Here is a 25488-nt window from a genome sequence, read left to right on the forward strand (position 1 = left end):
CGGCGACTCGAGCGGTCGCTGCTGGTTGAGGCTGGCGAGAACGTGGTCCGCCAGCATGCCCGCCATCAGGCCACCGCGTGCAGCAACCAGCGAAACAGCGCCCGCTGCGCGGGCAGGTAGCTCAGGTATTCGGGATGCCACTGCACCCCGATGATCGGCCGGCCGTCTTCGGCCTCGACCGCCTGGATGATGTTGTCCAGGTCCCAGGCCACTTCCCGCAGCCCCTTGCCGGGCGTACGTATGGCCTGGTGATGCAGGCTGTTGACCCACAAGCGGCCGGTATCGCACACCTCGGCCAGGCGCGACGTGCTGTGCACGCTCACCCGCTTGGTCGGCAGCAGGCCCGGCCGATTATGGGTGCGCTGGCGCATCGCGCGGATGTCCTGATGCAGATTGCCGCCGAGTACCACATTGATCAACTGTGCGCCGCGGCAGATGCCCAGCAGCGGTATGCCCTGCTCCAGCGCCTGTTCGATCCAGTGCATCTCCAGCTTGTCGCGCGCAGGATCGCTGCGCACCTTGGCATGCAGGTCGCCGCCGTAGTGCTCCGGCCCTACGTCATCACCGCCGCCGATGATCAGCGCCGCCAGCGGCCTGCCGCTGGCGGCATGGCGGATGCTGATGCGCTCGGCCTCGGCGCCGAGCAGGCGCAGCGTCCAGCGGGTCGACCACCAGGACGGCGACCAGCGCCGGTGGCTGCCGGTCACCCCCACCCGCGGTCGTTCAGCCATCGATCGACAGTCTCCACCCAGGCGCTGCGGTTGAGCCCCAGCAGGGGGCGCCAGTGTTGCAGGAAGGCCTTGCCCAGCTCCTCGAGCGCCTGCGGCTGCTCGGCCAGTTGCTCGACCACGCACCACAGGTTCCAGGAGTGCGCCAGAGACCAGTCGGCCTTCTCGATCTGGCAGTTGGGCAAGCGATAGTGAAAGGTCGGCCGGGCCTTCACCTTGGGATCGTCAACGGCACGCTGAACCCGCTGGGCGTCAATCTGCGCCAGCAGCGGCAGCAGGTCCATGGCCCGATTGCGGGTGGCGTTGTGCGCCAGGTAATCATCGAAGAGCTGCTCCATGTCCGACTCGCCGCGCTCGACCAGCAGCTTCACGTAGGCTTCGGGGTAGAGATCGATATAGGGGCTGATCCGCCGCGACAGGTCCACCTGGTGGGCGTCCACCAGCCACCACTGCAACAGGGCGAATGCGCGCAGGTAGGCGCCGATGGTGGCCGCATCGAGAAGGGGAATTTCCGGGTTGATGTGCACCCCGTAGGCGGCCAGCGGCGAGTTTTCGGTACCACTGGCGCCAGCCTTGCGCAGCTCGGCCACCAGCGCATCGAGCTGATCCAGATCGGCGATAGCGATCGGCGGGCAGACCACTTCCACGGGCACGACCAGGGTGGCGGCCTGGCTCAGCAGGTCCATCCACGGCGAACTGCCACCGTCCTGCTCGTCCGCGACCCTGGCCGCCTGGCGCTTGAGGAAGTCCCAGTCGATCTCGATATTGAACTTGCCCAGCTTCGCCACCTGCAGCTGCCATTCGCTGGCGGAGCTGCGCGTCAGCGTACCGCCCAGCGCGGCCTGGACCGCCTCGGCGGTCTGCTCCAGACTCAGGCCGGTGAACTCCAGTTCGAAGCCGACCCGGCGTGGCTCGCCATCGGCCGTGAGCAGTCTGGGCGGGCGGTGGAACCTGTGGCTCTGATGCATCTTGGTTATGACCTATCCCAGCAAAAATCAGTTCCAGTAATAACGCCTGTGGGCCGACAACGCAAACCAGCGGGGTTCGCCCTCCCCCGGCCAGCCACCACCGCCAGGCCGACGCAGCGCCGCCAAGGACAACCCCAGGGTAGGCGCGCAGGGGGGCGCTCCGCTAAGCTCAGCCAACACCCTCATGCAAAGGTCCCCTGCCATGTTGCGCACAAGCACCCTCCTCGCCGGCCTGGCGCTATCGGCCAGCGCCTTCGCCCTGTCGCTCGCCGACCTGACCCAGAGCGACGCCAGCGGCGGCCTCAAGGACGCCTTGATCCAGGGCGCCCAGGTCGCGGTCAAGCAGCTCGGCGCGCCGGGCGGCTTCAGCGACAACCCGCAGGTGCGCATCGAGCTGCCCGGCAAGCTCGGCAAGGCGGCCAAGACCATGAAGATGATGGGCATGGGCGCCCAGGTCGAGCAGCTCGAAACCAGCATGAACCGCGCCGCCGAAGCCGCCGTGCCGCAGGCCCAGGCGCTGCTGGTGGAGGCGGTGAAGAAGATGACCGTGCAAGACGCCAAGGCCATCCTCGCCGGCCCGCAGGATTCGGCCACCCAGTACCTGAACAAGAGTAGTCGCGAACAGATCAGGACGCGTTTTCTGCCGATCGTCAAGCAAGCCACCGACCGCGTCGGCCTGGCCCAGCAGTACAACGCCTTCGCCGGCCAGGCCGCGAGTTTCGGGGTGATAGACGCAAAAAACGCGAATATCGAGGGCTATGTCACCGAGCAGGCGCTGGACGGGCTGTTCGCCATGATCGCCCAGCAGGAGGCCAGCATCCGCCAGAATCCGGCAGCGGCGGCCACCAGCCTGGCGAAGAAGGTCTTCGGCGCCTTGTAGCCCCGCCCACCGCGGGGCAGGCCAGCCCGGCAGCCGCCGGGCTTTTTACTGACGCCATAGGTGATATGACGTCATCCATGAGCTGAACAAGCATCCTTTGCCGGATGCCAGGACGCTGGGTTTAATGCTGCCGATCGCGGGCCGCTGCTCGCCCTGCCCCTCCTGCGGGCCTAACTCGAGGAACCCAGCCATGCCTCACGGCAAATCACTCGCGTCCTGGTGCCAGGACTATCCGCTGATCGCGCAGCTGATCGCGCTGCAGCCGCTCAGCTGGTTCAACCCGGCCATCGCCAGCGCCGCCGAGGCCCTGCAGGATGTCGGCCTGGGCCGCGCCGAGGTGGCCGAGGCCAGCGCACGCCTGACCCGCTTCGCCCCCTATATCGCCCGAGCCTTTGCCGAGACCGCGGCCAGCGGGGGCCTGATCGAATCGCCGCTGCTGCCGCTGCCGCACCTGCAACTGGCCTTGGCCGAGCGTCACGGCCTTGGCCTTTGCGGCCAGCTCTGGCTCAAACAGGACAGTCACCTGCCGATTTCCGGCTCGATCAAGGCCCGCGGCGGCATCTACGAGGTACTCAAGCACGCCGAAGACCTGGCCCTGCAAGCCGGTCTGCTGCGCCGCGATGACGACTATGCGACGCTCGACAGCGAGACGGCGCGGGCCTTCTTCGGCCGCTATCGGATCGCCGTCGGCTCGACCGGCAATCTCGGCCTGTCGATCGGCATCATCGGCGCCCGCCTGGGCTTCCAGACCACCGTGCACATGTCCGCCGACGCCCGCCAATGGAAGAAGGACAAGCTGCGCGCCCATGGCGTCAGCGTGGTCGAGTACGCCAGCGACTACAGCGTGGCGGTGGCCGAGGGACGCCGGCAGGCCGATGCCGATCCGTCCTGCCACTTCGTCGACGACGAGAACTCCGCCGATCTGTTCCTCGGCTATGCGGTGGCCGCCGAGCGTCTCAAACAGCAGCTGGAGGCCACCGCCATCCGCGTCGACGAGGAGCACCCGCTGTTCGTCTACCTGCCCTGCGGCGTAGGCGGCGGCCCCGGTGGCGTGGCCTTCGGCCTCAAGCTGGCATTCGGCGATGCGGTGCACTGCCTGTTCGCCGAACCGACCCACTCGCCCTGCATGCTGCTCGGGGTCCATACCGGCCTGCACGATCGGGTGGCGGTGCAGGACTTCGGCATCGACAACCGCACCGCCGCCGACGGCCTGGCGGTCGGCCGCCCTTCGGGCTTCGTCGGCCGCGCCATGCAGCGCCTGATCGACGGCTACTACACGGTCGACGACGAGGAGCTGTTTCGCCTGCTGGCGCTGCTGGCAGAACGCGAAGGCCTGCTTCTGGAGCCCTCGGCCCTGGCCGGGGTGCCGGGCATCGTCCGGGTCCTGGACGAGAGCCAGGGCTATCGCAGCCGGCTCGGCCTGACGCCGGCGCGACTCGAGCGCGCCACCCACTTGGTCTGGGGCACCGGCGGCAGCATGGTGCCCGCGGCGGAGATGGCCGCCTACCTGGCCCGGGGCCAGGCGTTGTTGCAGGCCGAGCAGGGCTGACGCGCCCTGTCACTTGCTATTGGATAAGCGCGGCCCTGGCCCACAGGCGCCGCCGCGCACGAGGATGCCGCCATGCTCAACCTGCCACCACGCCTCGGCGCCGGGCTCAACAGCAGCCAGTTCGCCAACCTCTATACCTTCCAGGCGGCGGCGCGGCACCTGAGCTTCGCCCGCGCCGCCCGGGAGCTGTGCCTGACCCCGAGTGCGGTCAGCCACCGGATCGCCCGCCTGGAGCGTGGCCTGGGCCTGCAGCTGTTCCAGCGCCTGCCGCGGCAGATTCGTCTGAGCGAAGACGGCGAGCGCATCTTCACCATCCTCCAGGGCACCCTGGACGCGTTGCGCGAGGCCCTGCAGCATGCGCCGGGGGCGCAGATCGCCGGGTCGCTGGCGGTGTACGTGCGCCCCTCCCTCGCCGAGTGCTGGCTGGTGCCGCGCCTGGCCGACTTCAGCAGCCGCTATCCGGGCATTGCCCTGGATATCCGGGTGGGCAACGAACGCATCGACTTTCGCACCCAGCAGATCGACCTGGCCCTGTATTACAGCCAGGGCGAGTTCCCCGGCCTGGTCGCCACACGCCTGCTGGACGAGCGGCTCGCCCCGGTATGCAGCCCGGCCTATGCCCGCCAGCAGGGTTTGCTGGAGAACCCCGGCAACCTGCGCCACTGCACCCTGCTGCATGACGCCCAGGCCTGGGACGACGCCGCCTTCGACGCCGAGTGGCGGCTGTGGGCCGCGCACCAGCAACCGCCAGTCGAACTGCCACCACGCGGCCTCAGCTTCGACCGCTCCGACCTCTGCGCCCTGGCCGCCAGCCACCACGCCGGAATCGCCATCGGCCGCTACCAGCTGGTGCGCGAACGCATCGCCCGCGGCGAACTGCTGCTCCCGCTCGGCGGCTTCAGCCTGCCCGGACGCTGGGCCTATTACCTGGTGCACCCGCCACGCGAGCCGATGCCCCTGCGCCTGCAGCTGTTCATCGACTGGCTGCAGCAATGTGCCGCCGCAGACAATGCGCCGCCGGGTTAGACGCTCATAAAAAAGCCAGACGCAGGCGTCTGGCTCTTCATGTGCTTCCGCTGTCTGCTCAGGTCGGCCGCGGCTCCTCTTTCCTGACCCTGAACCAGGCGGCATAGAGCGCCGGCAGGAACAGCAGGGTCAGCGCCGTGGCGACGATCAGGCCGCCCATGATCGCCACCGCCATCGGCCCGAAGAACACGCTGCGCGACAGCGGGATCATCGCCAGCACCGAGGCCAATGCGGTCAACACGATCGGCCGGAAACGGCGCACCGTGGCCTCGATGATGGCCTGCCAGCGGTCCAGGCCGGCGGCGATGTCCTGCTCGATCTGATCGACCAGGATCACCGAGTTGCGCATGATCATCCCGGACAGGGCGATGGTGCCGAGCATGGCGACGAAACCGAACGGCTGGCGAAACACCAGCAGGAACAGGGTCACGCCGATCAACCCCAGGGGCGCGGTGAGGAACACCATGGTGGTGCGCGAGAAGCTCTTGAGCTGCAGCATCAGCAGGGTCAACACCACCACGATGAACAGCGGTACCCCGGCGTTGACCGACTTCTGCCCGCGCGCCGAATCCTCCACGGTGCCGCCGACGTCCAGCAGGTAGCCATCGGGCAGCTGGGCGCGCACCGGCTCCAGGGTCGGCAGGATCTGCTTGACCAGGCTGGCCGGCTGCTCCTTGCCGTAGATGTCGCCGCGCACGGTCACCGTCGGCAGGCGATTGCGGTGCCAGATGATGCCTTCCTCGAAGCCGTACTCGAGGATCGCCACCTGCGCCAGCGGCACGCTCATGCCGCTGTCGGTCGGTATCGCCAGGCTCGGCAGCAGGCTCAGCTGCTGACGCTCGCGGAGGGTACCGCGCAGGAGGATCTCGATCAGCTCGTTGCCCTCACGGTAATAGCTCACCGGCGTGCCGGTCAGCGAGCTGCGCAGGAAGCGCGACAGGCTGGCGGTGCTCACGCCCAGGGCGCGGGCGCGGTCCTGGTCGATATTCAGCCGCACCACCTTGCTCGGCTCCTCCCAGTCCAGGTGCACGTTGGCCACATGGGGGTTCTCGCGCACCTTGTCCGCCACCTGGCGAGCCAGGGCGCGAACCTCCTCGATATGCTCGCCGGATACGCGGAACTGCAGCGGATAGCCCACCGGCGGCCCGTTCTCCAGGCGCGAGACGCGGGTGCGCAGGGTCGGGAACTCCTCGCCCAGCACGTCGATCAGCCAGTTGCGAATCCGCTCGCGGTCCTCGATGGTCTTGGCCAGCACCACGAACTGGGCGAAGCTGGCCGCCGGCAGCTGCTGGTCCAGCGGCAGATAGAAGCGCGGCGAGCCGGTGCCGACATAGGCCACGTAGTTGTCGATGCCTTCGTGCCCCTTGAGCAGCTGCTCCAGACGCTCGACCTGCTCGGCAGTGGCCGCCAGCGAGGCGCCCTCGCCGAGCTTGAGATCGACCATCACCTCCAGGCGCCCGGAGGCCGGAAAGAATTGCTGGGGTACGAAGCGGAACAGCACGATGGACGCGACGAACAATCCCAGGGTCAGCACGATCACCGTCTTGCGCCGGTGCACGCACCATTCGACCATGGCCCGCACGCGCTGGTAGAAGGGCGTCGCGTAGGGGTCGTGGCCCTGGTCGCCGCCGCCATGCTTGGCCGCATGCAGCTTGGCCAGGTCCGGCAGCAGCTTGGCGCCCAGGTAGGGCACGAACATCACCGCGGCGATCCAGGAGGCGACCAGAGCGATGGCCACCACCTGAAAGATCGAGCGGGTGTATTCACCGGTGCCGGACTGCGCGGTGGCGATCGGCAGGAAGCCGGCGGCGGTGATCAGGGTGCCGGTGAGCATGGGGAAGGCGGTGCTGGTCCAGGCATAGCTGGCCGCCTTGAGCCGGTCGAAGCCCTGCTCCATCTTGATCGCCATCATCTCCACCGCGATGATCGCATCGTCCACCAGCAGGCCCAGCGCCAGCACCAGCGCGCCCAGGGAAATCTTGTGCAGGCCGATGCCGAAGTAGTGCATGGTGGCGAAGGTCATCGCCAGCACCAGCGGAATGGAAAGCGCCACCACCAGACCGGTACGCAGGCCCAGGGAGAAGAAGCTCACCAGCAGGACGATGATCAGCGCCTCGGTGAGGACCCGCACGAACTCGCCGACGCCGGTCTTCACCGCCGCCGGCTGGTCGGACACCTTGCGCAGCTGCATGCCGGCCGGCAGGGTCTCCTGCAGCCGGGCGAACTCTCCCTCCAGCGCCTCGCCCAACACCAGGATGTCGCCGCCGCTCTTCATCGACACGGCCAGGCCGATGGCGTCCTCGCCCATGAAGCGCATACGCGGCGCGGGTGGATCGTTGAAGCCGCGCTTGACCTCGGCCACATCGCCGATGCGGAAGGTCCGCTCGGCCACCCGGATCGGAAAATCACGGATTTCCTCGACCGACTCGAAGCGCCCGGTCACGCGCATCTGCACCCGATCGCTGTCGGTCTCGAAGAAGCCGGCCGCCGCCACCGCGTTCTGCTCTTCCAGGGCCTGCTGGACCACCGCCAGCGGCAGGCCGAGGGTGGCCAGCTTGGTATTGGACAACTCGATCCAGATCTTCTCGTCCTGCAGGCCGAGCAACTCGACCTTGCCCACGTCCTTGACCCGCTGCAGCTGCAGCTGCACCCGGTCGGCGTAGTCCTTGAGCACGGCGTAATCGAAACCGGTGCCGGTCAGGGCGTAGATGTTGCCGAAGGTGGTGCCGAACTCGTCGTTGAAGAACGGCCCCTGGATGCCCTGGGGCAAGGTGTGGCGAATATCGCTGACCTTCTTGCGCACCTGGTACCAGAGCTCGGGGATATCCGCCGAATGCATCGAGTCGCGGGCCATGAAGGTCACCTGGGACTCGCCGGGACGCGAGAAGGAGACGATGCGCTCGTACTCGCCGGTTTCCATCAGCTTCTTTTCGATCCGCTCGGTAACCTGGCGCGACACCTCCTCGGCACTCGCACCCGGCCAGTTGGTGCGCACCACCATGGCCTTGAAGGTGAATGGCGGGTCCTCGCTCTGACCCAGCTTGGTGTAGGAAATGGCCCCGACGATGCCCAGCAACAGCATGATGTAGAGGATGATCTGACGGTTACGCAGCGCCCAGGCGGAGAGGTTGAAGCCCATCGGGGGTTACTCCTTCGCCGCCAGTTTGACCGCGCGGTTCTCGCGGTCGACCGGCCGCACCTGCTGGCCCTCGCGCAGCACCTGCACGCCGGCGGCGACCACCCAGTCATCGGCCTGCAGGCCTTCCAGCACCGGCACCTGCTTCTCGCCGTAGGCGCCGGTGCGGACCAGCCTGCGCTTGAGCGTGGAGGCCTGCGGGTCGACCACCCAGACGTAGGGCCGGCCCTGCTCGGCGCTCAAGGCCGACAGCGGCACCGCCAGTGGCACCTCGCCGCCATGGGCGATGAACACCCGGGCACTCTGGCCCAGCTCGGCCGGCACCTTGCCTTCGCTGAAGGCCACGCGGGCGGCGAAGGTGCGCGACTGCGGGTCGGCCGCCGGCGCCAATTCGCGGATGCGCCCGGGGAAACGCTGATCGGGTTGCGACCAGAGTTCGACCGCCACCGGCTGGCCGACCCTGAAGCGACCGAAGGCCTGCTCGGGCAGGTTGATCAGCACCTCGCGCTCGCCATCGGCGGCGAGGGTGAAGACCGTCTGGCCGGCGGCCACCACCTGGCCCACTTCGACCATGCGCCGCGCAATCACGCCGTTCTGCGAGGCACGCAGCACGGCATAGCCGGCCTGGTTGTTGGCCACATCGAACTCGGCCTGGACCTGCTTCAGGCGCGCCTCGCCCGCGCGAAACAGGTTCTCGGCATTGTCGTACTGCGAGCGGCTGACCAGCTGACGCTCCAGCAACTTGCGGTAGCGATCGCGCTCGGCGCGCACCAGCTGCAGGTTGGCCTGAGCCGCCGTCACCTGCGCGCGGATGGCTTCCAGCTGCAGGCGCACATCCTGCGGGTCCAGTTCGGCCAGGGGCTGATCCTTGCTGACCCGCTGACCGACTTCGACCAGGCGCTTGGCCACCTTGCCGCCGATACGAAAGGCCAGTTCGGGCTCCAGGCGCGCACGCACCTCGCCGGGATAGCTGTCCACCAGCTCGCCGGCCGGCTGCGGCTGGACCACCATGACGGGGCGTATGGATTGCACGGGGGGCTCGCCATTGCCACAGGCGGCGAGCAGAACGATGAGACTGGCAGGCACAACGGCGGACAGGGCATGACGCAACATGATGAATGACCTTTCGAGAAGGTTTGGAATATTTGTACTGGCGGGTATAGTAAAAATAGCAAACTCACCAGTCCAGTATTAAAAGTTGCCAATGCCAAACAAGTTGTTACCGTCCAGCGGCCCGGGCCGCCCGAAAGATCTCGCCAAGCGCCAGGCCATCCTGGAAGCGGCGAAAACCCTGTTCCTGCGCCACGGCTACGACGGCAGCAGCATGGATGCCATCGCCACGGAAGCCGGGGTCTCCAAGCTGACCGTATACAGCCACTTCACCGACAAGGAGACGCTGTTTGCCGCAGCGGTGAAGGCCAAGTGCCAGGAACAATTGCCGGAACTGTTCTTCGAGCTGGCCGATGAGATTCCGATCGAGACTGTGTTGCTGAATATCGCGCGCGGCTTTCACAGCCTGATCAACAGCAGCGAGTCGCTGGAGCTGCACCGGGTGATGGTGGCTCAAGGCAACCAGAACCCGAAGCTCTCGCAGACGTTCTACCAGGCCGGCCCACAGCGCCTGCTCGACGAGATGGCCAGCCTGCTGAGCAGGGCTGCGCAAGCGGGCAAGCTGTGCATCGACGATCCGCACAACGCCGCGGACCAGTTCTTCTGCCTGATCAAGGGCGGGGCCAATTTCCGCCTGCTGATCGGCTGCGGCGCCCCCTTGCAGGGCGATGCCGCCGAGCGGCACGTCGAGGCGGCGGTGGCGATGTTCATGCGCGCCTACCGGGCGAGCTGAATCAGGCCTTGGCCAGGGCCTTCTTCGGGTAGATGTCATAGCGGCTGGACTTGCCCTCCAGCACGTAACCCGGCTTGGCCCCTTCGATGGCCGGCGCCTTGCGCGGGCGCTTGACCACCACCCGGTGGCTGGCCAGCGCCAGCGCCGCGGCGAGCAGCGCCGGCGCGTCCAGGTCGTCACCGACGAAAGGGCGGAACAGGCGCATTTCCTTCTTCACCAGCGCGCTCTTGTCGCGATGGGGAAACATCGGATCGAGATAGATCACCTGGGGCGGCTCTTCCTGCCAGCCGGCCATCAGCTCGATGGCATTGCCGCCGAGCAGCTGCATCCGCGCGGCGATCGGCGCCACCTCGGGATCGACCAGGGCACGCGCCAGACCGTCCTCCAGCAACGCGGCGACCAGCGGCTGACGCTCGATCAGGGTAACCGGACAACCCAGGCTGGCCAGGACGAAGGCATCGCGCCCCAGCCCGGCGGTAGCGTCCAGCACCCGCGGGCGCACGCCCGCCTGCACTCCCACCGCCTTGGCGATCATCTGCCCACTGCCGCCGCCGAACTGCCGGCGATGCGCCATCGCGCCCTCGACGAAGTCTACCCGCACCGGCCCCGGGGCCTGCGGTCCCAGCTCGACCAGCTGCAAGCCCGCCTCCCCCAGTTGCAGGGCGAAGGCCGCCTCGCCCGCTTCGGCCAAACCGAGGCGCGCCGCCCAGGCCGCAGCCGCCTGGGCCAGGTGCGGAGCCAGGGCTTCCATGCGAATGCTGGCACTATGCCGTTCGTCACTCATCGTTGAATATGCTCAAAAATTGTTCGATTCGATGCATTGCTGGCCAATACCCGACTAGTGTCGCATTCTGCCAGACCAAGCCTGCTTCGGCGCATTGGGTTGGCCAGGCCGCCGATCAGTCGCTGAAACACTCAGAGCAGACCCAACTGCCCGCCTTGATCATCTGCCGGAACCGCCGCCAGCGCCGGCAGGCCCGGCAGGCGCTCGCCCAGCAGCTCGTGAAAGCGCCGCGCCTGCGCGGCGGCCAGATGGTTGTCCGGGGTATGCAGAAACACGTGGGGCCTGAGCCCCTGTTCGATCCAGGCCGCCACCCTGTCCAGCCAGGGCTCGAGAAACGGCTCGTTGGCCTGCAGGTCCGGGCCGCCGATGAAGCGCAGCTGCGGCGCCGGGCTGAAGGCGGTCGGACGCAGCGGTAGGTGCGGTTTCTTGGCCTGGGCATGGCGCACGGCCGTGGCATCGGAACGACAACTGAACAACGCCCGCGAATCCAGGCAGATGCGCTCCACCGCTCGATCCCGCAGCAAGCGGTTGAGCGCCCGCTCCTCCTCGCCCCTGGCGAAGAAGGCCGGATGGCGCACTTCGATCGCCAGGTCGCTGCCGCGCCAATGCTCGATGAAGGTGCTCAGCTCGGCAAGGCGCTGCGGCCCGAAGCTGGCAGGCAACTGCAGCCAGAAGGGTGCGACCCGCGCCCCCAGCGGGGCCAGCAGGCGACGAAACTCATCGGCCGCCGCGAGCTGCTCGCGCAGGTCGCCGGCATGACTGATATCGCGCGGCAGCTTGGCGCAGAAGCGGAAACCGGCCGGCATCTGTCCTAGCCAGCGCTGCACGGTCGCGGCCGATGGGCGCGCGTAGAAGGTGGTGTTGCCCTCTACCGCATTGAACAGGCGGCAGTAGTGGCTCAGGCAATCCGCGGGGCGCGCGTCACGCGGGTAGACGCTGCCACGCCAGGCCGCCTCGCTCCAGGAGGGGCAGCCGAGGAAATACGGCAGCACTAGGCGTAGAGATCGAGACCCAGCACCTGCTGCGCATCCGACTCGCCGGCGAAGGTGGCGGTTGCGCTGTAGCTGGCGATGGCCTGGGCGGCGCGACTGCTCAGGGCCGGCTGGTAGCTCGACTCCCGTGCCCGGGCGGGGAGACTGTCGCTGCCGGCGCTGGAGGCCTGGACGCGGCGACTCTGTGCAATCTGCTCCAGCCCCTGGCTGCTGGACGGTGGCGCTGGCTGTTCGCGACGCGCCTCGATCTCCCGCTGCGCCTCGCGAAACGGCGTTACCGCGGTCCCCGAACGGGGGCCGCGGTCCGGCGAATAGGAAGCTAGGGAACCGTCGATGCGCATCAGTTAACGCCTGACCTGGTTAGCCGACTGAGTGTAAGTAAGAGCAATCTAGCGCCCGCCGCCGCACTTGGCAATCGCCCCAACAGCTCCGCAAACGCCTCCATCGGATGGCTACTGCGGCGCCTTAGGCGTGGCGACCTTGTCACGCAGATACACCGGCTGGGCCTCATCGGCCACCACCGCCTCGCCACGCGCCCAGGCGAAACGCGCCAGGCTCAGCAGGTCCTCGGCATGCGGCAACATGGTTCCATCCTGACTACGGGTCACCAGCGGAATCCGTGCCCCATAGGCGCCCCAGCCGGTGCCCGCACCGAACCAGTCGCCGCCAGCGCCAGGAGGTAGGCTGGCCTGCTCCGGCGGCAGCACCGCCTCGCTGCCGAGCAGGCGCATCTCGCCCTGCTCGGCGCGGTAGCAGCCCCAGTACACCTCATCCATGCGCGCATCGATGGCCGCCGCCACCTGCTGTGCCCCTTGCTCGCGCAAGGCTCGCTGGGCCAGCACGGCTAGGTTGGACACGGGCAACACCGGGCGATCCAGGGCGAAGGCCAGGCCCTGAACCACGCCTATGGCAATGCGCACCCCGGTGAAGGCGCCGGGACCTCGGCCGAAGGCGATCGCATCCAGCGCCGCCAGCGGCAGGTCGGCCTGATCCAGCAGGTCCTTGATCATCGGCAGCAGACGCTGGGCATGCAGGCGCGGAATCACTTCGTAATGACTGAGCACCCGACCGTCATGCAGCAGAGCGACGGAGCAGGCTTCGGTGGCGGTATCCAGGGCCAGCAGAGTGGTCATCGGCTTCGCACGGGCAGACAAGGGGGCGGGCATTAAAGCGGTTTATGCGGCGTTTGACCAGCCGCGCGCCCCGCCATTGCGACGGGGCGTCGCCCACGGCCGCCGGCACCGGCGGCCGTGCGGACCTCAGTGGATTTGCTCGGGCTGAACCACGATCCAGTTCTTGTCGGCGTTCACCGGCAGGCCCAGTTCGCCCTGGCGCTTGGCGGCAGAGGCCTGCCAATCCTTGACCTGCTGGGTGTACTTGGCCTTGCGGTCGACCCAGACGCGCAGCCCACCCTTGCTGGTGTCGGTGGCATTGAACAGCATGTAACCGTCGGACAGCGGGGTGTCGCCGGCCACCAGCACCGGCATCTTCCACTGGTCGATCCAGCCAAAGATTGTGCCCAGCTTGCCCTCGTACCAGGTCATCGGATTCATCAGGTAGGGCGTCAGCTCCAGGTCGAGGTTCTTCGCCGGGTCGTAGCTGCCCTTCTGCACCTGCAGGCGCGAGGTGGTCAGGGCACCGCTCTTGCGGTCCTTGAGCAGCATGTTGACGCCGATGACGTTCTGCGGCTTGACGTTGTAACCGTACTTGGGATCGCTGGCGATCATCCGCACCAGCTCCTCGCTGGCGGCACTGATTACATAGACCTCGATGCCGTTTTCCTGCAGGCGGTTGTACAGCTCCTGCATGCCGGCGAAAGGCTTGGGCGGATTGACGCTGCCCTCGACCACCTTGTCGCCATCGTAGTACTTGAGCGGAATCGGCTTGCCGTAGGCCATGACCTCATCGACGTAGCCCTTGAGCTCGCGCAGGGTGAAGCCGGCGAAGATCTGCGCCACCCAGGGGTAGCACACCAGGTTGTCCACTTCGCATAGGCGGTAGTAATAGCTGTTGAGGCTTTCCTTGAACTGCGGGGTGTCCTTGAACGGAATCAGCTTGAGCGAAGGGTCCATGTTGTCACGGGTGAGTACGCCCTTCATTTCCAGGTAGGGCAACAGCGACTCTTCGATGTCGAACTGGTAGGTGGTGTTGTCCATGTCGAATACCGCGTAGGCGCCCTTGTTGGCGTTGGCGGCGATCATGCTGTCGAGTTGGGCGGCCGCTTCGCGGGGCCAGTGCTGCAGCTCGGTCGCGGCCGTGGCGCCCAGGGACGCAACGCTCATGGCCAAGCCGATCATCCACGCCTGCATAGCTCTCATGTGTTCTCCTACTTCCGTTTAATGAAGAAATAAGCCTATCTGGTATAGACCAGACAATCGAGACTAGCCTGCCAGAACAATATGACTATTCTGAGAGCGACCCAGAATTAACCGCCTGCACCACCCCGACCACAGAAACGACAACGGCCCGCAAGCGGGCCGTTGTCTGGGTATCGGGCAGGTACTCAGGAGAGTGCGGCCAACACCTTGGCGGTAATCTCGTCCACCGAGCCGACACCGGCCACGGCGCTGTACTTCGGCGTGCCATTGGCGGCGGCCAGCTTCTGGTAGAAATCCACCAGCGGCTTGGTCTGCGAATGGTAGACCGACAGGCGGTGACGCACGGTCTCTTCCTTGTCGTCATCGCGCTGGATCAGCTCCTCACCGGTTTCGTCGTCCTTGCCGGCGACCTTCGGCGGGTTGTGCTCGGTGTGGTAGACCCGGCCGGAACCCGGGTGCACGCGACGGCCGGCGATGCGGCTGACGATTTCCTCGTCGTCGACGGCGATCTCGACCACGTGGTCGATGTCGACGCCGGCCTCCTTGAGGGCCTCGGCCTGGGGAATGGTGCGCGGGAAGCCGTCGAAGAGGAAGCCATTGGCGCAATCGGGCTGACTGATGCGTTCCTTGACCAGATTGATGATCAGGTCATCGGAAACCAGGCCGCCGCTGTCCATCACGCTCTTGGCCTTCAGACCCAGTTCGGTGCCGGCCTTGACTGCCGCACGCAGCATGTCGCCGGTGGAGATTTGCGGGATACCAAATTTCTTGGTGATGAAGCCGGCCTGGGTACCTTTGCCGGCACCGGGCGCCCCTAGCAGAATCACGCGCATCGATGTGCTCCTCAAGATTTAAGAAAAAATCGTCGGACTCGCCTCATGGGGCCAATCTCAAAATTATTGCGGCAACCGGCACCAGCCTGACTGCCAAACGGCCGGTCAAGATACACAGCGCCCCCCCCGCGCACAAGCCACCGAAAGTCGGATACGCCAGCGACCTTGGGCCGGCCTGCAACCCCCTTCGAATGCCCTTCCAGGCCCGGATACTGGTGCCACGGGCAGCCACTGGCAAGGCGCTAGCCGGTGTTGCGCAAACCCGCGGCGATCCCCGCGACACTGACCAACAAGGCCTGCTCCAGAGGGCTGTCGGCCTGGTTTTCTCGCTGTCGCGAGCGCGCCAGCAGCTCGGCCTGGAGCAGGTGCAGGGGGTCCAGGTAGGTGTTGCGCACGCTGATGAACTCCAGGGTCTCCGGGCTGTGCGCCAACAGTCGCGACTGTCCGGTCAGGCCCAGTACCGCAGACACCGCCTGCGACAATAGGTCGCGTAAGTGTTCACCCAAAGGTCGCAGTTCGGCAGCGACAAGCCGCTCGTCGTAGAGCTGGGCGATCGTCGCATCGGCCTTGGCCAGGACCATCTCGAGCATGTCGATACGCGTGCGAAAGAACGGCCAGCGCTCGCGCATCTGCCCGAGCAACTCGCCCTCGCCGCGCTGCAGGGCGTTGGCCAGAGCATATTCCCAGCCCAGCCAGGCTGGCAACATCAGACGGGTCTGGGTCCAGGCGAAGATCCAGGGAATGGCCCGCAGGCTCTCGACGCCGCCCTCGCGGCGCTTGGCCGGCCGGCTGCCCAGGGGCAGACGGCCGAGCTCCTGCTCCGGCGTGGCCTGGCGAAAATACTCGACGAACTGCGGGTGCTCGCGCACCACGCCGCGGTAGGCCCCGAGGCCATCGGCGGCAAGCCGATCCATCAGCTCGCGCCAGGCCGGCTCCGGCGTCGGCGGTGGCTGCAGGGTCGCCTCCAGCACGGCGGCCAGGTAGAGATTGAGGTTCTGCTCGGCGATATCCGGCAAACCGAACTTGAAGCGGATCATCTCGCCCTGTTCGGTGGTACGGAAGCGCCCGGCCACCGAGCCCGGCGGTTGCGAGAGGATTGCCGCATGGGCCGGACCGCCGCCGCGCCCCACCGTTCCCCCGCGGCCATGGAACAGCAGCAACTCGACCTGATGTGCAGCGCAGACCTGCACCAGCGCTTCCTGGGCGCGGTATTGCGCCCAGGCCGCCGCCGTGGTGCCGGCATCCTTGGCCGAGTCGGAGTAGCCGATCATCACTTCCTGGGGCCCCTGCAGGCGTGCGCGGTAGCCCTTGAGGCCCAGCAGACGGTCGATCACCGGCCCGGCCTGGTCCAGGTCGGCGAGGGTCTCGAACAGTGGCACCACCCGCATCGGTCGCTGCAGCCCGGCTTCCTTGAGCAGCAGTTGCACGGCCAGCACATCGGAGGGCGCACCGGCCATGGAGATGACGTAGGAGCCCAGCGAAGCGGCTGGCGCCGCCGCCACCTCGCGGCAGGTGGCGAGCACCTCGGCGGTCTCGGCACTGGGCCTGAAATGCATTGGCAACAACGGCCGGCGGTTCGCCAACTCACCGAGGAGGAACTGCTGACGGACCTCTTCGTCCCACTCGGCATAGCGTCCCAGGCCCAGGTAGTCGGTGATTTCGTTGAGCGCCGCGGCGTGCCGGCTGGCGTCCTGGCGCACATCCAGGCGCACCAGGAACAGGCCGAAGGTCACCGCCCGGCGCAGGCAATCGAGCAGCGGGCCGTCGGCGATCACCCCCATGCCGCAGGCATGCAGGGAGCGGTAGCACAGCATCAGCGGCTCGAGCAGCTCGCGGTTGTCCTGCAGCACCGCGGGCGCCGCCGTGGGTTCGTCCTGCAGCGACTCCTGCGCCCAGCTGCGGGTGGCGCGCAGGCGCTCGCGCAACTGCTTGAGCAGGCTGCGGTAGGGCTCTGCGCTGTCGCCCACCTGCGCCCGCAGCTCGGCACTGGCTTCCTGCATGGACAGGCTGGCGGCCAGCTGCTCGACATCGCGCAGGTACAGGTCGGCGGCCATCCAGCGCGCCAGGAGCAGGACCTCGCGGGTGACGGCGGCGGTGACATTGGGGTTGCCGTCGCGATCGCCGCCCATCCAGGAGGCGAAGCGAATCGGCGCCGACTCCAGCGGCAGGCGCAAGCCGGTGGCGGCATGCAGCGCCCGGTCGGCCTGGCGCAGGAAGTTCGGCACGGCCTGCCACAACGAATGCTCGATCACCGCGAAGCCCCACTTGGCCTCCTCCACCGGGCTCGGGCGGCTGCGGCGAATCTCCTCGGTGTGCCAGGCCTCGGCGATCAGGCGCTGCAGGTTGTCCTTGGCCCGCTCACGCTCGGCTTCGGACAGGTCGCTGTGGTCCCGGGCGGCCAGCTGGGCGGCGATGGCGTCGTACTTCTGGATCAGGGTGCGCCGCGCCACCTCGGTCGGGTGGGCGGTCAGCACCAGCTCGATGTCCAGCCGGCCGAGCTGGCGGGCCAGGGCCTCGCCGGCGTGGCCATCGGCCAGCAGGCGCTGCAGCAACTCGGCCAGCACGCGCGACTCGAAGGGCTCCGGCTCGCCAGGGCCGCGCCGGCGCACGCGATGGTATTGCTCGGCGATATTGGCCAGGTTGAGGAACTGATTGAAGGCCCGCGCCACCGGGAGCAGTTCGTCCTCGTCGAGGTGGTCCAGCGTCTCGCTGAGCGGGTCGGCGCCACCATCCGAGCCACGCCGCGAGGCCTTGGCCCCCTGGCGGATGCGCTCGATCTTGTCGACGAAGGCCGCGCCGCACTGGATGCGGATGGTATTGCCCAACAGATCGCCGAGTTGATGAACATCCTCGCGCAAGCGCGCGTCGATTTGCGCCATGAATGCCTCTCCGCCGATGCATGAGCCCTAAGAGTGCCCAGCACGGCAACTTCTTACAAGGGCACGACACCCGTTCGGCAAGCCGCTGGCCGCGGGCTAGGCTTGAAGAAGGCGCCCCCGCAGGGGGATGCGTCATAGCACCCGCACAATCGGCCCGTCCTGGATGGGCCTAAGACGAGGTAGTCATGAAGATCCGCGAGCTTGCCCAGCACTGGGAACAGAATGCCAAGGGCCGTCTGACCCGCAGCACCTATCAGATTCACCTCGACCTGGAATCGGCCGCCCGCCTGGCGGCGTTGACCGAGATGTACCCCAAGCGCACCGCGGAAGAGCTGCTGGGAGAGCTGATCGGCGCGGCGCTGGAGGAGCTGGAGGCCAGCCTGCCCTACGTCAAGGGCAGCCAGGTGGTGGCGACCGACGAACAGGGCGACCCCTTGTATGAGGATATCGGGCCGACACCGCGTTTCCTGGCCCTGTCGCGCAAGTACCTGCAGGCGCTGGCGCTGCAGCAGGAAAACGCCGAGCATTGATCGCCACGCCAACCGCCAGCCCGGGCTACTGGGCGGCCGGGGTCTTCTCGCCGAGACAGCGCACGGCCCGCTTGCGGTCATCGACCAGCACGCCGGTCAGGCCCTTCTGTTCCAGGTCGAACAGCACCAGCACGCCATCGACGCACTGCGCCACCTGATCGGCCGGTTTCAGCGAGACCTTGTAGTCCTCGCCGGGAACGGTCTTGAGCATGGTGAAATCGGACAGCAGCAGCGCGTCCTCCGGCTTGGCGAAATGCAGGTAGCCATAGAACCAGAGCACCACCACCGTGGTGCAGATGCTGGCAATGCCGGTGAGGATCAGGGGAATGGGGTCGCGTTCGCTCATGGGGAGTCTCGGAGATTAAGGGTTTCACCCGGGCGCCGGCGTGGCGGCCGAGCGCGGGTACTGGCCGTAGCGCAACCAGCCGGCGCTCGCGGCAAGGCGAGCAGGCCGTACAGGCGCCGGCCATTGAAAAGGGCCAGCCGGCGCCCGTCAATGCCACCGGCCGGCATGAGGCCGCGTGCCGACCTAATCGCGGCAACCGGTCGCAGGTGGCACGCGCCTGGCGGACCAAGGCGCGAGCGACCTCACTTGCCGCCGGCGCGCACTTCGCCACGGGCCTTGAACGTGGCCTCGAAGACCCGCTCGGCCAGGCGCGAGAACGGCAGGCTCTGTACCCAGACCGTGCCGGTGCCCTTGAGCGTGGTCAGGAGGATGCCCTCGCCGCCGAACAGCATGCTCCTCAGGCCACCGGCCAAGGCGATGTCGTAATCGATGCCGGCGGTGAAGGCCACCAGGCAGCCGGTATCCAGGCGCAGGGTTTCGTTGTTCAGCTCCTTGCGGATCACCGTGCCACCGGCATGCACCAAGGCCAGGCCATCGCCTTCGAGCTTCTGCAGGATGAACCCCTCGCCGCCGAAGAACCCAGCGCCCAGGCGCTTGCTGAAGCTGATGCCGACCGCCGTGCCGTAGGCGGCACAGAGAAAGGCGTCCTTCTGGCAGATCAGGCGGCCGCCGTGCTCGGCCAGTTGAATCGGCACCACGGTGCCCGGATAGGGCGCCGCGAAAGCCACCCGCGCCGGGGTCTTGCCGGTGTTGGAGAAGTGGGTCATGAACAGCGACTCACCGGTGAGCATGCGCTTGCCGGCGCTCCACAACTTGCCCAGCACGCCGCTGGCGGCGCCGTCTCCCATGCGCGTCTCGAAGCGCACGCCCTCGGTCATGTAGTTCATCATCCCGGCCTCGGCGATCACCGTCTCGCCGGGGTCGAGAATGATTTCCACACTCTGCGCCGAGGCACCGAGGATTTCGTAGTCGAGTTCATGACTGGGCATTAAGACTCCTGCGAGGTGGCGCTGTTCGGATGGTCCAGGCGGCGGATTCGCCCAGGCCAGACGCAGAATGCTGCCTGGCCGAGCGCAATAGTTCCTAGAGGATATTGGCGTAGTCGGCTTCGATCCGATCCAGACTCAGGTGGTTGAGGAAGTTGGAGAAGCACATCCAGGCCGACAGGGCATTGAGGTCCTGGAACTGCGGGGGCAGGTATTTTGGTGGCACCACCAGGCCTTCATCGACCAGCTGGCGCAAGGTACGCATGTCTTCCAGGGTGGTCTTGCCGCTGAACAGCAGCGGGATCTGCTCCAGCTTGCCCTTGCGCACGGCCAGCTGGATGTAGTTGTAGACCATGATGAAGCCTTTCAGGTAGGACAGGTCCTTGGTGAACGGCAGGCCATTGGGGGTCGAGCCACGGAACACCCGGCTGGCGTTGCTGTAGCTGACCTCCATGTCGAAGCCCTGCTCGCGGTAGAACTCGAACACCTGGAGGAAGTCCGCGCCCTCCTCGGCCATGTGAATGGTGCGCGTGCGGTTGGTCAGCTTGCGCAGGCGGGTCGGGTAAGAGGCGAAGGTGATCACCTCCATCAGAATCGCCAGCCCCTCCTGGGTCACCGTGGACGAGGGCGGCCCCTTGGCCAGGAAGGTGCAGATCGGCTGGTTCAGGCCGTTGAGGGTGGTACCGACGTGGACCAGCCCCTCATGGACCTCCAGCGCCTTGACGTCGCGCTCGTTGAACAGTGCATCGCTACGAATCTTGATGTAGTCGGCACCGGCGGCCGCATCGGCGAGGATGCCGTCGGACTCGAACACCCGGATGGTGTCTTCGGCTTCGCCGAACACCTTGTTCAGACGATGCTGCAACAGGTCGACCGCCTGCTTGGCGTTGAGGTTCTTCGGCTCGTCCTCCAGATCGCCACGGCGGTCGATGTTGTTCAGGTAGTCGGAAAACATCAGGCCCAGGTCGGCCAGGGTCGGGTCGCCGGCATGGAAGGCATCGGAGGCGGCGCCGTACAGGTCCTGGGAGATCAGGCCGAAGTCCTCGGTGCCACGCGCCTCGAGCATGCGAATGACCATGCGGTACTCGCGGCACATGCGCCGCATGATCTGGCCGACCGGATTGAACTGGCCGAGCTGGCGGGTGATGTCGCGCTCGATACTCTGGAATTCCTGCTTCTTGGCGGTGGCATCGAAGCCCAAGGGGCGGCTTGCATAATAGGCGCGATCGACCGCCGGCAACTTCTTGCCTTTGTGCTTGAGAAAGCCCTCGCGGATGCCGTCGTCCCATTTCACCGCATCCAGTACGCGGATCGGCGTCTGCGCCTCGACGATCCGGTCGGACAGTGCCCGCACGCTAAGCTGGTAGTCGTCCAAGCCTGTGAGACTGTTCATCGCATCCTCGTTTGCTGAGCCGCCTGGCGGCTGATTATTGGCCGATGCGCTGGTAGCGCGCGACCTCGACGAACACATCGGAATTGGCCGGATCATCGAGGTAGGCGAACACCTGCTCCATTGGACTGCTGATCAGCACGCCCTCCTCGCCTTCGGCTATCTCGACGGTTTCCCCGGCCAGCCGGCCCTGCTCGATCTCGTTCAGCACGCGATCGACATCGAGGTTGTAGAGCACCAGCTCGTTGCCCGCGGTCAACTCGAACCCGGCGATGACGAAATTCGCTCCCAGGCGCTTGGGCAGCCCCGCCGAGAGGTACCAGCGCTGGCCATGCAGGGCCACGGTGAAACCGTATTCGCGCTCGCTGTCGAGGTTGTCCAGGCTGCCTTGGTAGGTTCTGGCCTTGTACAGATTGGGGCCCGCGCGGCTGATCTCGAGAAACTGCTGCTCGCCCCATTCATTGGTCCGCGCCCAGGAGCCGAGCAACGGAATCGGCGCCGCCTCATTGGCGGCAATCGGCTCCCTGAACGTCACCAGACAGCCGCTCAACAACGAGCAACACAGTGCAACCAACAGGCCCCAGGCTTTCATCTAGCTCTCCTTGTGACACCAGCACTCCGGCGCTGCGTGTACAACGCCCGCCCCGGCAAGTCTGACGGATTTCAGAGCCCCAGCACCAGATGCATATATCTTTTAAGAATGGACAACATCCCATCGTTGTCCAACTGTTCTATTCCGCCGAGCAGGCTCTGGTACTCCATGCGCAGGATGATGGCGGCGAACACTTCGGCATCCTGTTCCGGCTGCTGCGAACCCAGGACCTCGAAGAACTGGGTGACGCCCTGCAGGAGTATCCGCTGGTAGGCGCGCATCAGCCCATGCAGGCGGGGATTGAGCAGCGCCTCCTGCTGGAAGGCCTGCTCGGCCATGAGGTGGTCGCGCCGGGCGAGCAGCTGGTGACGCACATACTCGAGCGCCAGCCGGGCGATCTCGTCGGCCACTTGCCGGCGCGCCTCGGGAGTGCCATCGAGGGCCAGGACCATTTCCTGCAGGGTGTCCTGGGTGCTGTCCCAGAACTTGGCCATGTAGACCGCGCTGTGCTCGACGAACTGGGCAAAGGTATCGGTGATCAGGTCATCGATATCCTTGAAATAATAGGTGGTGGCCGACAGCGGCACACCCGCCTCGGCCGCCACCGCGCGGTGACGCACGGCGCGCACGCCATCACGCACGATGAGGCGCATGGCGCCATCGAGGATCGCCTGGCGGCGCTGCTCGCTGCCCTGGCGACTGGCCTTGCGACCTTGGTACTGGACACTCTCGGCGACGGCGCTGGCCACTAGGGCCGCGCTGTCCTTGCTGGGTAAAGCGCTCACGACAGGCGCACCTCTCTGACGATCAGGACAACTACGCGCTGCAAGGCAGCTAGGAGCAGAATAAATCCTTCTCCGGACAACAAAAAGCCGCCCGAAGGCGGCTTTGCCGGAACGCCCCTCAGGCCTCCGGGCGCATGTGCGGGAACAGGATCACGTCGCGAATCGAGGGCGCATCGGTGAGCAGCATCACCAGGCGGTCGATGCCGATGCCCTCGCCGGCCGTCGGCGGCATGCCGTACTCTAGGGCGCGAACGAAGTCGGCGTCGTAGTGCATGGCCTCGTCGTCGCCGGCGTCCTTGTCGGCCACCTGGGCCATGAAGCGCTCAGCCTGGTCCTCGGCGTCGTTGAGCTCGGAGTAAGCGTTGGCAATCTCGCGGCCACCGATGAACAGCTCGAAGCGGTCGGTGACGCTCGGATCCTGGTCGTTACGGCGGGCCAGCGGCGACACCTCGAAGGGGTACTCGGTGATGAAGGTCGGCTGCTCCAGCTTGTGCTCGACCAGCTCCTCGAAAATCATCACCTGCAGCTTGCCCAGGCCCTCGAAGCCCTTGACGTCGGCACCCGCCTTCTTGGCGATGGCGCGCGCCTTGTCGATATCGCGCAGGTCGATGGCCGATATCTCGGGATTGAATTTGAGGATGGACTCGAACACCGACAGCCGGGCGAACGGCTCGCCGAAGTGGAACACCTTGCCCTGGTAGGGCACGTCGGTGCTGCCGAGGACCAGCTGGGCCAACTCGCGGAACAGTTCCTCGGTCAGGTCCATGTTGTCTTCGTAGTCGGCGTAGGCCTGGTAGAACTCGAGCATGGTGAACTCGGGATTGTGCCGGGTCGACACGCCCTCGTTGCGGAAGTTGCGGTTGATCTCGAAGACCTTCTCGAAGCCGCCGACCACCAGGCGCTTGAGGTACAGCTCCGGGGCGATGCGCAGGAACATCTGCATGTCCAGGGCGTTGTGGTGGGTCTCGAACGGCTTGGCCGCGGCGCCGCCGGGAATGGTCTGCAGCATCGGCGTCTCCACTTCGAGGAAGTCGCGCTGCATGAGGAAGTTGCGGATATGGGCGATCACCTGGGAGCGCACGCGGAAGCTGTGGCGCACCTCCTCGTTGACCATCAGGTCGACGTAACGCTGGCGATAGCGCTGCTCGGTATCGGTGAGGCCGTGGAACTTGTCCGGTAGCGGGCGCAGCGACTTGGTCAGCAGCCGCACATCGCGCATCTCGACATAGAGGTCACCCTTGCCGGAGCGGGCCAGGGTGCCATCGGCGGCGATGATGTCGCCCAGGTCCCAGTGTTTGATGGCTTCCAGGGTCTCGGCCGGCAGGGTCTTGCGGTTGACGTAGAGCTGGATGCGCCCGGTCATGTCCTGGATCACCATGAAGGCGCCACGGTTGAGCATGATGCGCCCGGCGACCTTGACCGGAATCGCGGCCTCGGCCAGAGCTTCCTTGGAGGCGTCGACGTACTGCTTCTGCAGATCCGCGCAATAGCAGGTGCGGCGGAAATCGTTGGGGAAGGCATTGCCCTGCTCACGCAAGGCGGCGAGCTTTTCCTTGCGCTGGGCAATCAGCTTGTTTTCTTCCTGTTGCAGTTCGTGCTGGTCGAGTGTCTGGTCGCTCATGGTCTTGGTCTATTCCGGTAATCGTAGGTTGGTGCTGAGCGCAGCGATGCCCAACATCCGGCCCCAGGGCCGGCCTCCTACGCAAATGCAGCGCCGCTCGTCGGGCCCGATCGACCCGACCTACATTGCGTGTGTTGCTACAGCCCCTGTTTCAGACTGGCCTCGAGGTACTCGTCGATATCGCCGTCGAGCACGTTGACGCAGTCGCTTCTCTCGATATTGGTGCGCAGGTCCTTGATCCGCGACTGATCGAGCACATAGGAGCGGATCTGGTGGCCCCAGCCGATGTCCGACTTGGAGTCTTCCAAGGCCTGGGACGCGGCATTGCGCTTCTGCATCTCCTGCTCGTACAACTTGGCCCGCAGCATCTTCATGGCGGTGTCCTTGTTGGCGTGCTGGGAGCGCTCGTTCTGGCAGCTGACCACGGTATTGGTCGGCACGTGGGTGATGCGCACTGCCGAGTCGGTGGTGTTGACGTGCTGACCACCGGCGCCGGAACTGCGGTAGGTGTCGATGCGCAGGTCGGCCGGATTGATCTCGATCTCGATGTTGTCGTCGATTTCCGGCGAGACGAACACCGCGGTGAACGAGGTGTGGCGGCGGTTGCCGGAGTCGAACGGGCTCTTGCGCACCAGGCGGTGCACGCCGATCTCGGTGCGCAGCCAGCCGAAGGCATACTCGCCCTTGATGTGCACGGTCGCGCCCTTGATCCCGGCGACTTCGCCGGCGGACAGTTCCATGATGGTGGCATCGAAGCCGCGCTTGTCGGCCCAGCGCAGGTACATGCGCAGCAGCATGTTGGCCCAGTCCTGGGCCTCGGTGCCGCCGGAACCGGCCTGGATGTCGAGGTAGGCGTTGTTCGGGTCCATCTCGCCGCTGAACATGCGACGGAACTCCAGCTTCTCGAGGATGCTGCGCAGGCGCTCGACTTCACTGGCAACGTCATCCACCGCGCCCTGGTCGCCTTCCTCGGCAGCCATCTCCAGCAGGTCGCGGGCATCGCCCAGGCCGCCGCCCAGGTCGTCCAGGGTCTCGACGATCTGCGCCAGAGTGGCGCGCTCACGCCCCAGATTCTGCGCGTATTCGGGGTTGTTCCAGACGCTCGGGTCTTCGAGTTCGCGGTTTACTTCGACCAGCCGATCATGCTTTTGATCGTAGTCAAAGATACCCCCGAATGGTTTGGGTGCGCTCGGACAGGTCCTTGATGCTGTTAAGGATCGGGTTGATTTCCATGGCAGGCGGCACTCGCAGTAAAACGTTCGAAAAGCCGGCGAGTATACCCGACTCGGCACGCCCCTGGCA

Annotated in this window: 23 protein-coding genes; 5 read left to right on the plus strand and 18 right to left on the minus strand. The window is 66.4% G+C overall.

The features are described from left to right. Nucleotides 1–65 precede the first annotated feature (65 nt). Complete coding sequence (locus AB5S05_RS03760) at nt 66–731, minus strand: gamma-glutamyl-gamma-aminobutyrate hydrolase family protein (RefSeq protein WP_369286111.1); 666 nt, start codon at nt 729–731, stop codon at nt 66–68. Further along, a complete protein-coding gene (locus AB5S05_RS03765; protein ID WP_369286112.1) occupies nt 704–1696 on the minus strand; it encodes an amidoligase family protein in 993 nt (330 codons plus the stop codon). The genes AB5S05_RS03760 and AB5S05_RS03765 overlap by 28 nt, the downstream gene beginning before the upstream one ends. Nucleotides 1697–1898: 202 nt before the next feature. Here AB5S05_RS03765 and AB5S05_RS03770 point away from each other — a divergent pair, with 202 nt between their 5' ends. The 3 genes from AB5S05_RS03770 (at nt 1899) to dsdC (ending at nt 5151) form a co-directional block, all read left to right on the plus strand. Beyond that, complete coding sequence (locus AB5S05_RS03770; RefSeq protein WP_369286113.1) at nt 1899–2576, plus strand: DUF4197 domain-containing protein; 678 nt, start codon at nt 1899–1901, stop codon at nt 2574–2576. 190 nt (nt 2577–2766) lie between these two features. Then, entirely contained in the window at nt 2767–4125 is a 1359-nt protein-coding gene (gene dsdA / locus AB5S05_RS03775; protein WP_369286114.1) for a D-serine ammonia-lyase, read from the plus strand. Between the two features lie 72 nt (nt 4126–4197). Further along, entirely contained in the window at nt 4198–5151 is a 954-nt protein-coding gene (dsdC, locus tag AB5S05_RS03780; protein ID WP_369286115.1) for a DNA-binding transcriptional regulator DsdC, read from the plus strand. A 58-nt stretch (nt 5152–5209) separates the two neighbouring features. On the opposite strand, the gene AB5S05_RS03785 is transcribed toward dsdC, so the two are convergent. After that, entirely contained in the window at nt 5210–8290 is a 3081-nt protein-coding gene (locus AB5S05_RS03785) for an efflux RND transporter permease subunit (RefSeq protein WP_369286116.1), read from the minus strand. A gap of 6 nt (nt 8291–8296) precedes the next feature. After that, nucleotides 8297–9400, minus strand: coding sequence for an efflux RND transporter periplasmic adaptor subunit (locus AB5S05_RS03790; RefSeq protein ID WP_369286117.1), 1104 nt, complete (start codon nt 9398–9400; stop codon nt 8297–8299). A gap of 91 nt (nt 9401–9491) precedes the next feature. On the opposite strand from AB5S05_RS03790, the gene AB5S05_RS03795 reads away from it, so the two are divergent. After that, nucleotides 9492–10130, plus strand: a complete 639-nt coding sequence (locus AB5S05_RS03795; RefSeq protein ID WP_369286118.1) for a TetR/AcrR family transcriptional regulator C-terminal domain-containing protein — start codon at nt 9492–9494, stop codon at nt 10128–10130. A gap of 1 nt (nt 10131) precedes the next feature. Here the strand turns inward: AB5S05_RS03795 and AB5S05_RS03800 are convergent, their stop codons facing one another. The 7 genes from AB5S05_RS03800 to ppc all read right to left on the minus strand — a co-directional run bounded on the left by AB5S05_RS03800 (nt 10132) and on the right by ppc (nt 17936). Next, entirely contained in the window at nt 10132–10881 is a 750-nt protein-coding gene (locus AB5S05_RS03800) for a class I SAM-dependent methyltransferase (protein WP_438943540.1), read from the minus strand. 164 nt (nt 10882–11045) lie between these two features. Further along, nucleotides 11046–11906, minus strand: a complete 861-nt coding sequence (locus AB5S05_RS03805; RefSeq protein ID WP_369286121.1) for a DUF72 domain-containing protein — start codon at nt 11904–11906, stop codon at nt 11046–11048. Further along, the gene (locus AB5S05_RS03810; RefSeq protein WP_369286122.1) at nt 11906–12247 is read right to left on the minus strand and encodes a hypothetical protein; all 342 of its coding nucleotides are present in this window, start codon (nt 12245–12247) and stop codon (nt 11906–11908) included. The genes AB5S05_RS03805 and AB5S05_RS03810 overlap by 1 nt, the downstream gene beginning before the upstream one ends. A 111-nt stretch (nt 12248–12358) precedes the next feature. Beyond that, nucleotides 12359–13039, minus strand: a complete 681-nt coding sequence (gene tsaB / locus AB5S05_RS03815; protein WP_369286123.1) for a tRNA (adenosine(37)-N6)-threonylcarbamoyltransferase complex dimerization subunit type 1 TsaB — start codon at nt 13037–13039, stop codon at nt 12359–12361. Between the two features lie 126 nt (nt 13040–13165). Then, a complete protein-coding gene (locus AB5S05_RS03820; RefSeq protein ID WP_438943536.1) occupies nt 13166–14224 on the minus strand; it encodes an HAD family hydrolase in 1059 nt (352 codons plus the stop codon). A gap of 185 nt (nt 14225–14409) precedes the next feature. Continuing rightward, on the minus strand, nt 14410–15057 hold the full coding sequence (adk, locus tag AB5S05_RS03825; protein ID WP_369286125.1) for an adenylate kinase: 648 nt from the start codon (nt 15055–15057) through the stop codon (nt 14410–14412). 242 nt (nt 15058–15299) lie between these two features. Then, nucleotides 15300–17936, minus strand: coding sequence for a phosphoenolpyruvate carboxylase (ppc, locus tag AB5S05_RS03830; protein WP_369286126.1), 2637 nt, complete (start codon nt 17934–17936; stop codon nt 15300–15302). A gap of 185 nt (nt 17937–18121) precedes the next feature. Here ppc and AB5S05_RS03835 point away from each other — a divergent pair, with 185 nt between their 5' ends. Beyond that, nucleotides 18122–18466, plus strand: coding sequence for a pilin assembly protein (locus tag AB5S05_RS03835; RefSeq protein WP_369286127.1), 345 nt, complete (start codon nt 18122–18124; stop codon nt 18464–18466). 25 nt (nt 18467–18491) lie between these two features. On the opposite strand, the gene AB5S05_RS03840 is transcribed toward AB5S05_RS03835, so the two are convergent. The 7 genes from AB5S05_RS03840 to prfB all read right to left on the minus strand — a co-directional run bounded on the left by AB5S05_RS03840 (nt 18492) and on the right by prfB (nt 25419). Further along, a complete protein-coding gene (locus AB5S05_RS03840) occupies nt 18492–18812 on the minus strand; it encodes a PA3694 family proteiin (protein WP_369286129.1) in 321 nt (106 codons plus the stop codon). Nucleotides 18813–19054: 242 nt separating this feature from the next. Beyond that, on the minus strand, nt 19055–19801 hold the full coding sequence (locus AB5S05_RS03845) for a TIGR00266 family protein (protein WP_369286130.1): 747 nt from the start codon (nt 19799–19801) through the stop codon (nt 19055–19057). Between the two features lie 94 nt (nt 19802–19895). Further along, nucleotides 19896–21191 (minus strand): flavohemoglobin expression-modulating QEGLA motif protein, encoded by a 1296-nt coding sequence (locus tag AB5S05_RS03850; protein ID WP_369286131.1) that lies wholly within the window; start codon nt 21189–21191, stop codon nt 19896–19898. Nucleotides 21192–21225: 34 nt separating this feature from the next. Continuing rightward, the gene (locus tag AB5S05_RS03855) at nt 21226–21780 is read right to left on the minus strand and encodes a hypothetical protein (protein ID WP_369286132.1); all 555 of its coding nucleotides are present in this window, start codon (nt 21778–21780) and stop codon (nt 21226–21228) included. Between the two features lie 71 nt (nt 21781–21851). After that, nucleotides 21852–22565, minus strand: a complete 714-nt coding sequence (locus AB5S05_RS03860; RefSeq protein WP_369286134.1) for a TetR/AcrR family transcriptional regulator — start codon at nt 22563–22565, stop codon at nt 21852–21854. Between the two features lie 118 nt (nt 22566–22683). Continuing rightward, nucleotides 22684–24186, minus strand: a complete 1503-nt coding sequence (gene lysS / locus AB5S05_RS03865; protein ID WP_369286135.1) for a lysine--tRNA ligase — start codon at nt 24184–24186, stop codon at nt 22684–22686. A gap of 137 nt (nt 24187–24323) precedes the next feature. After that, a protein-coding gene (prfB, locus tag AB5S05_RS03870; protein WP_369286136.1) for a peptide chain release factor 2 occupies nt 24324–25419 on the minus strand; the annotation gives its coding sequence in 2 pieces (ribosomal slippage) (nt 24324–25346 and nt 25348–25419; 1095 coding nt in all). Nucleotides 25420–25488: the final 69 nt, after the last annotated feature.

The organism is Pseudomonas zhanjiangensis (assembly GCF_041027545.1).
Lineage (GTDB): Bacteria > Pseudomonadota > Gammaproteobacteria > Pseudomonadales > Pseudomonadaceae > Aquipseudomonas > Aquipseudomonas zhanjiangensis.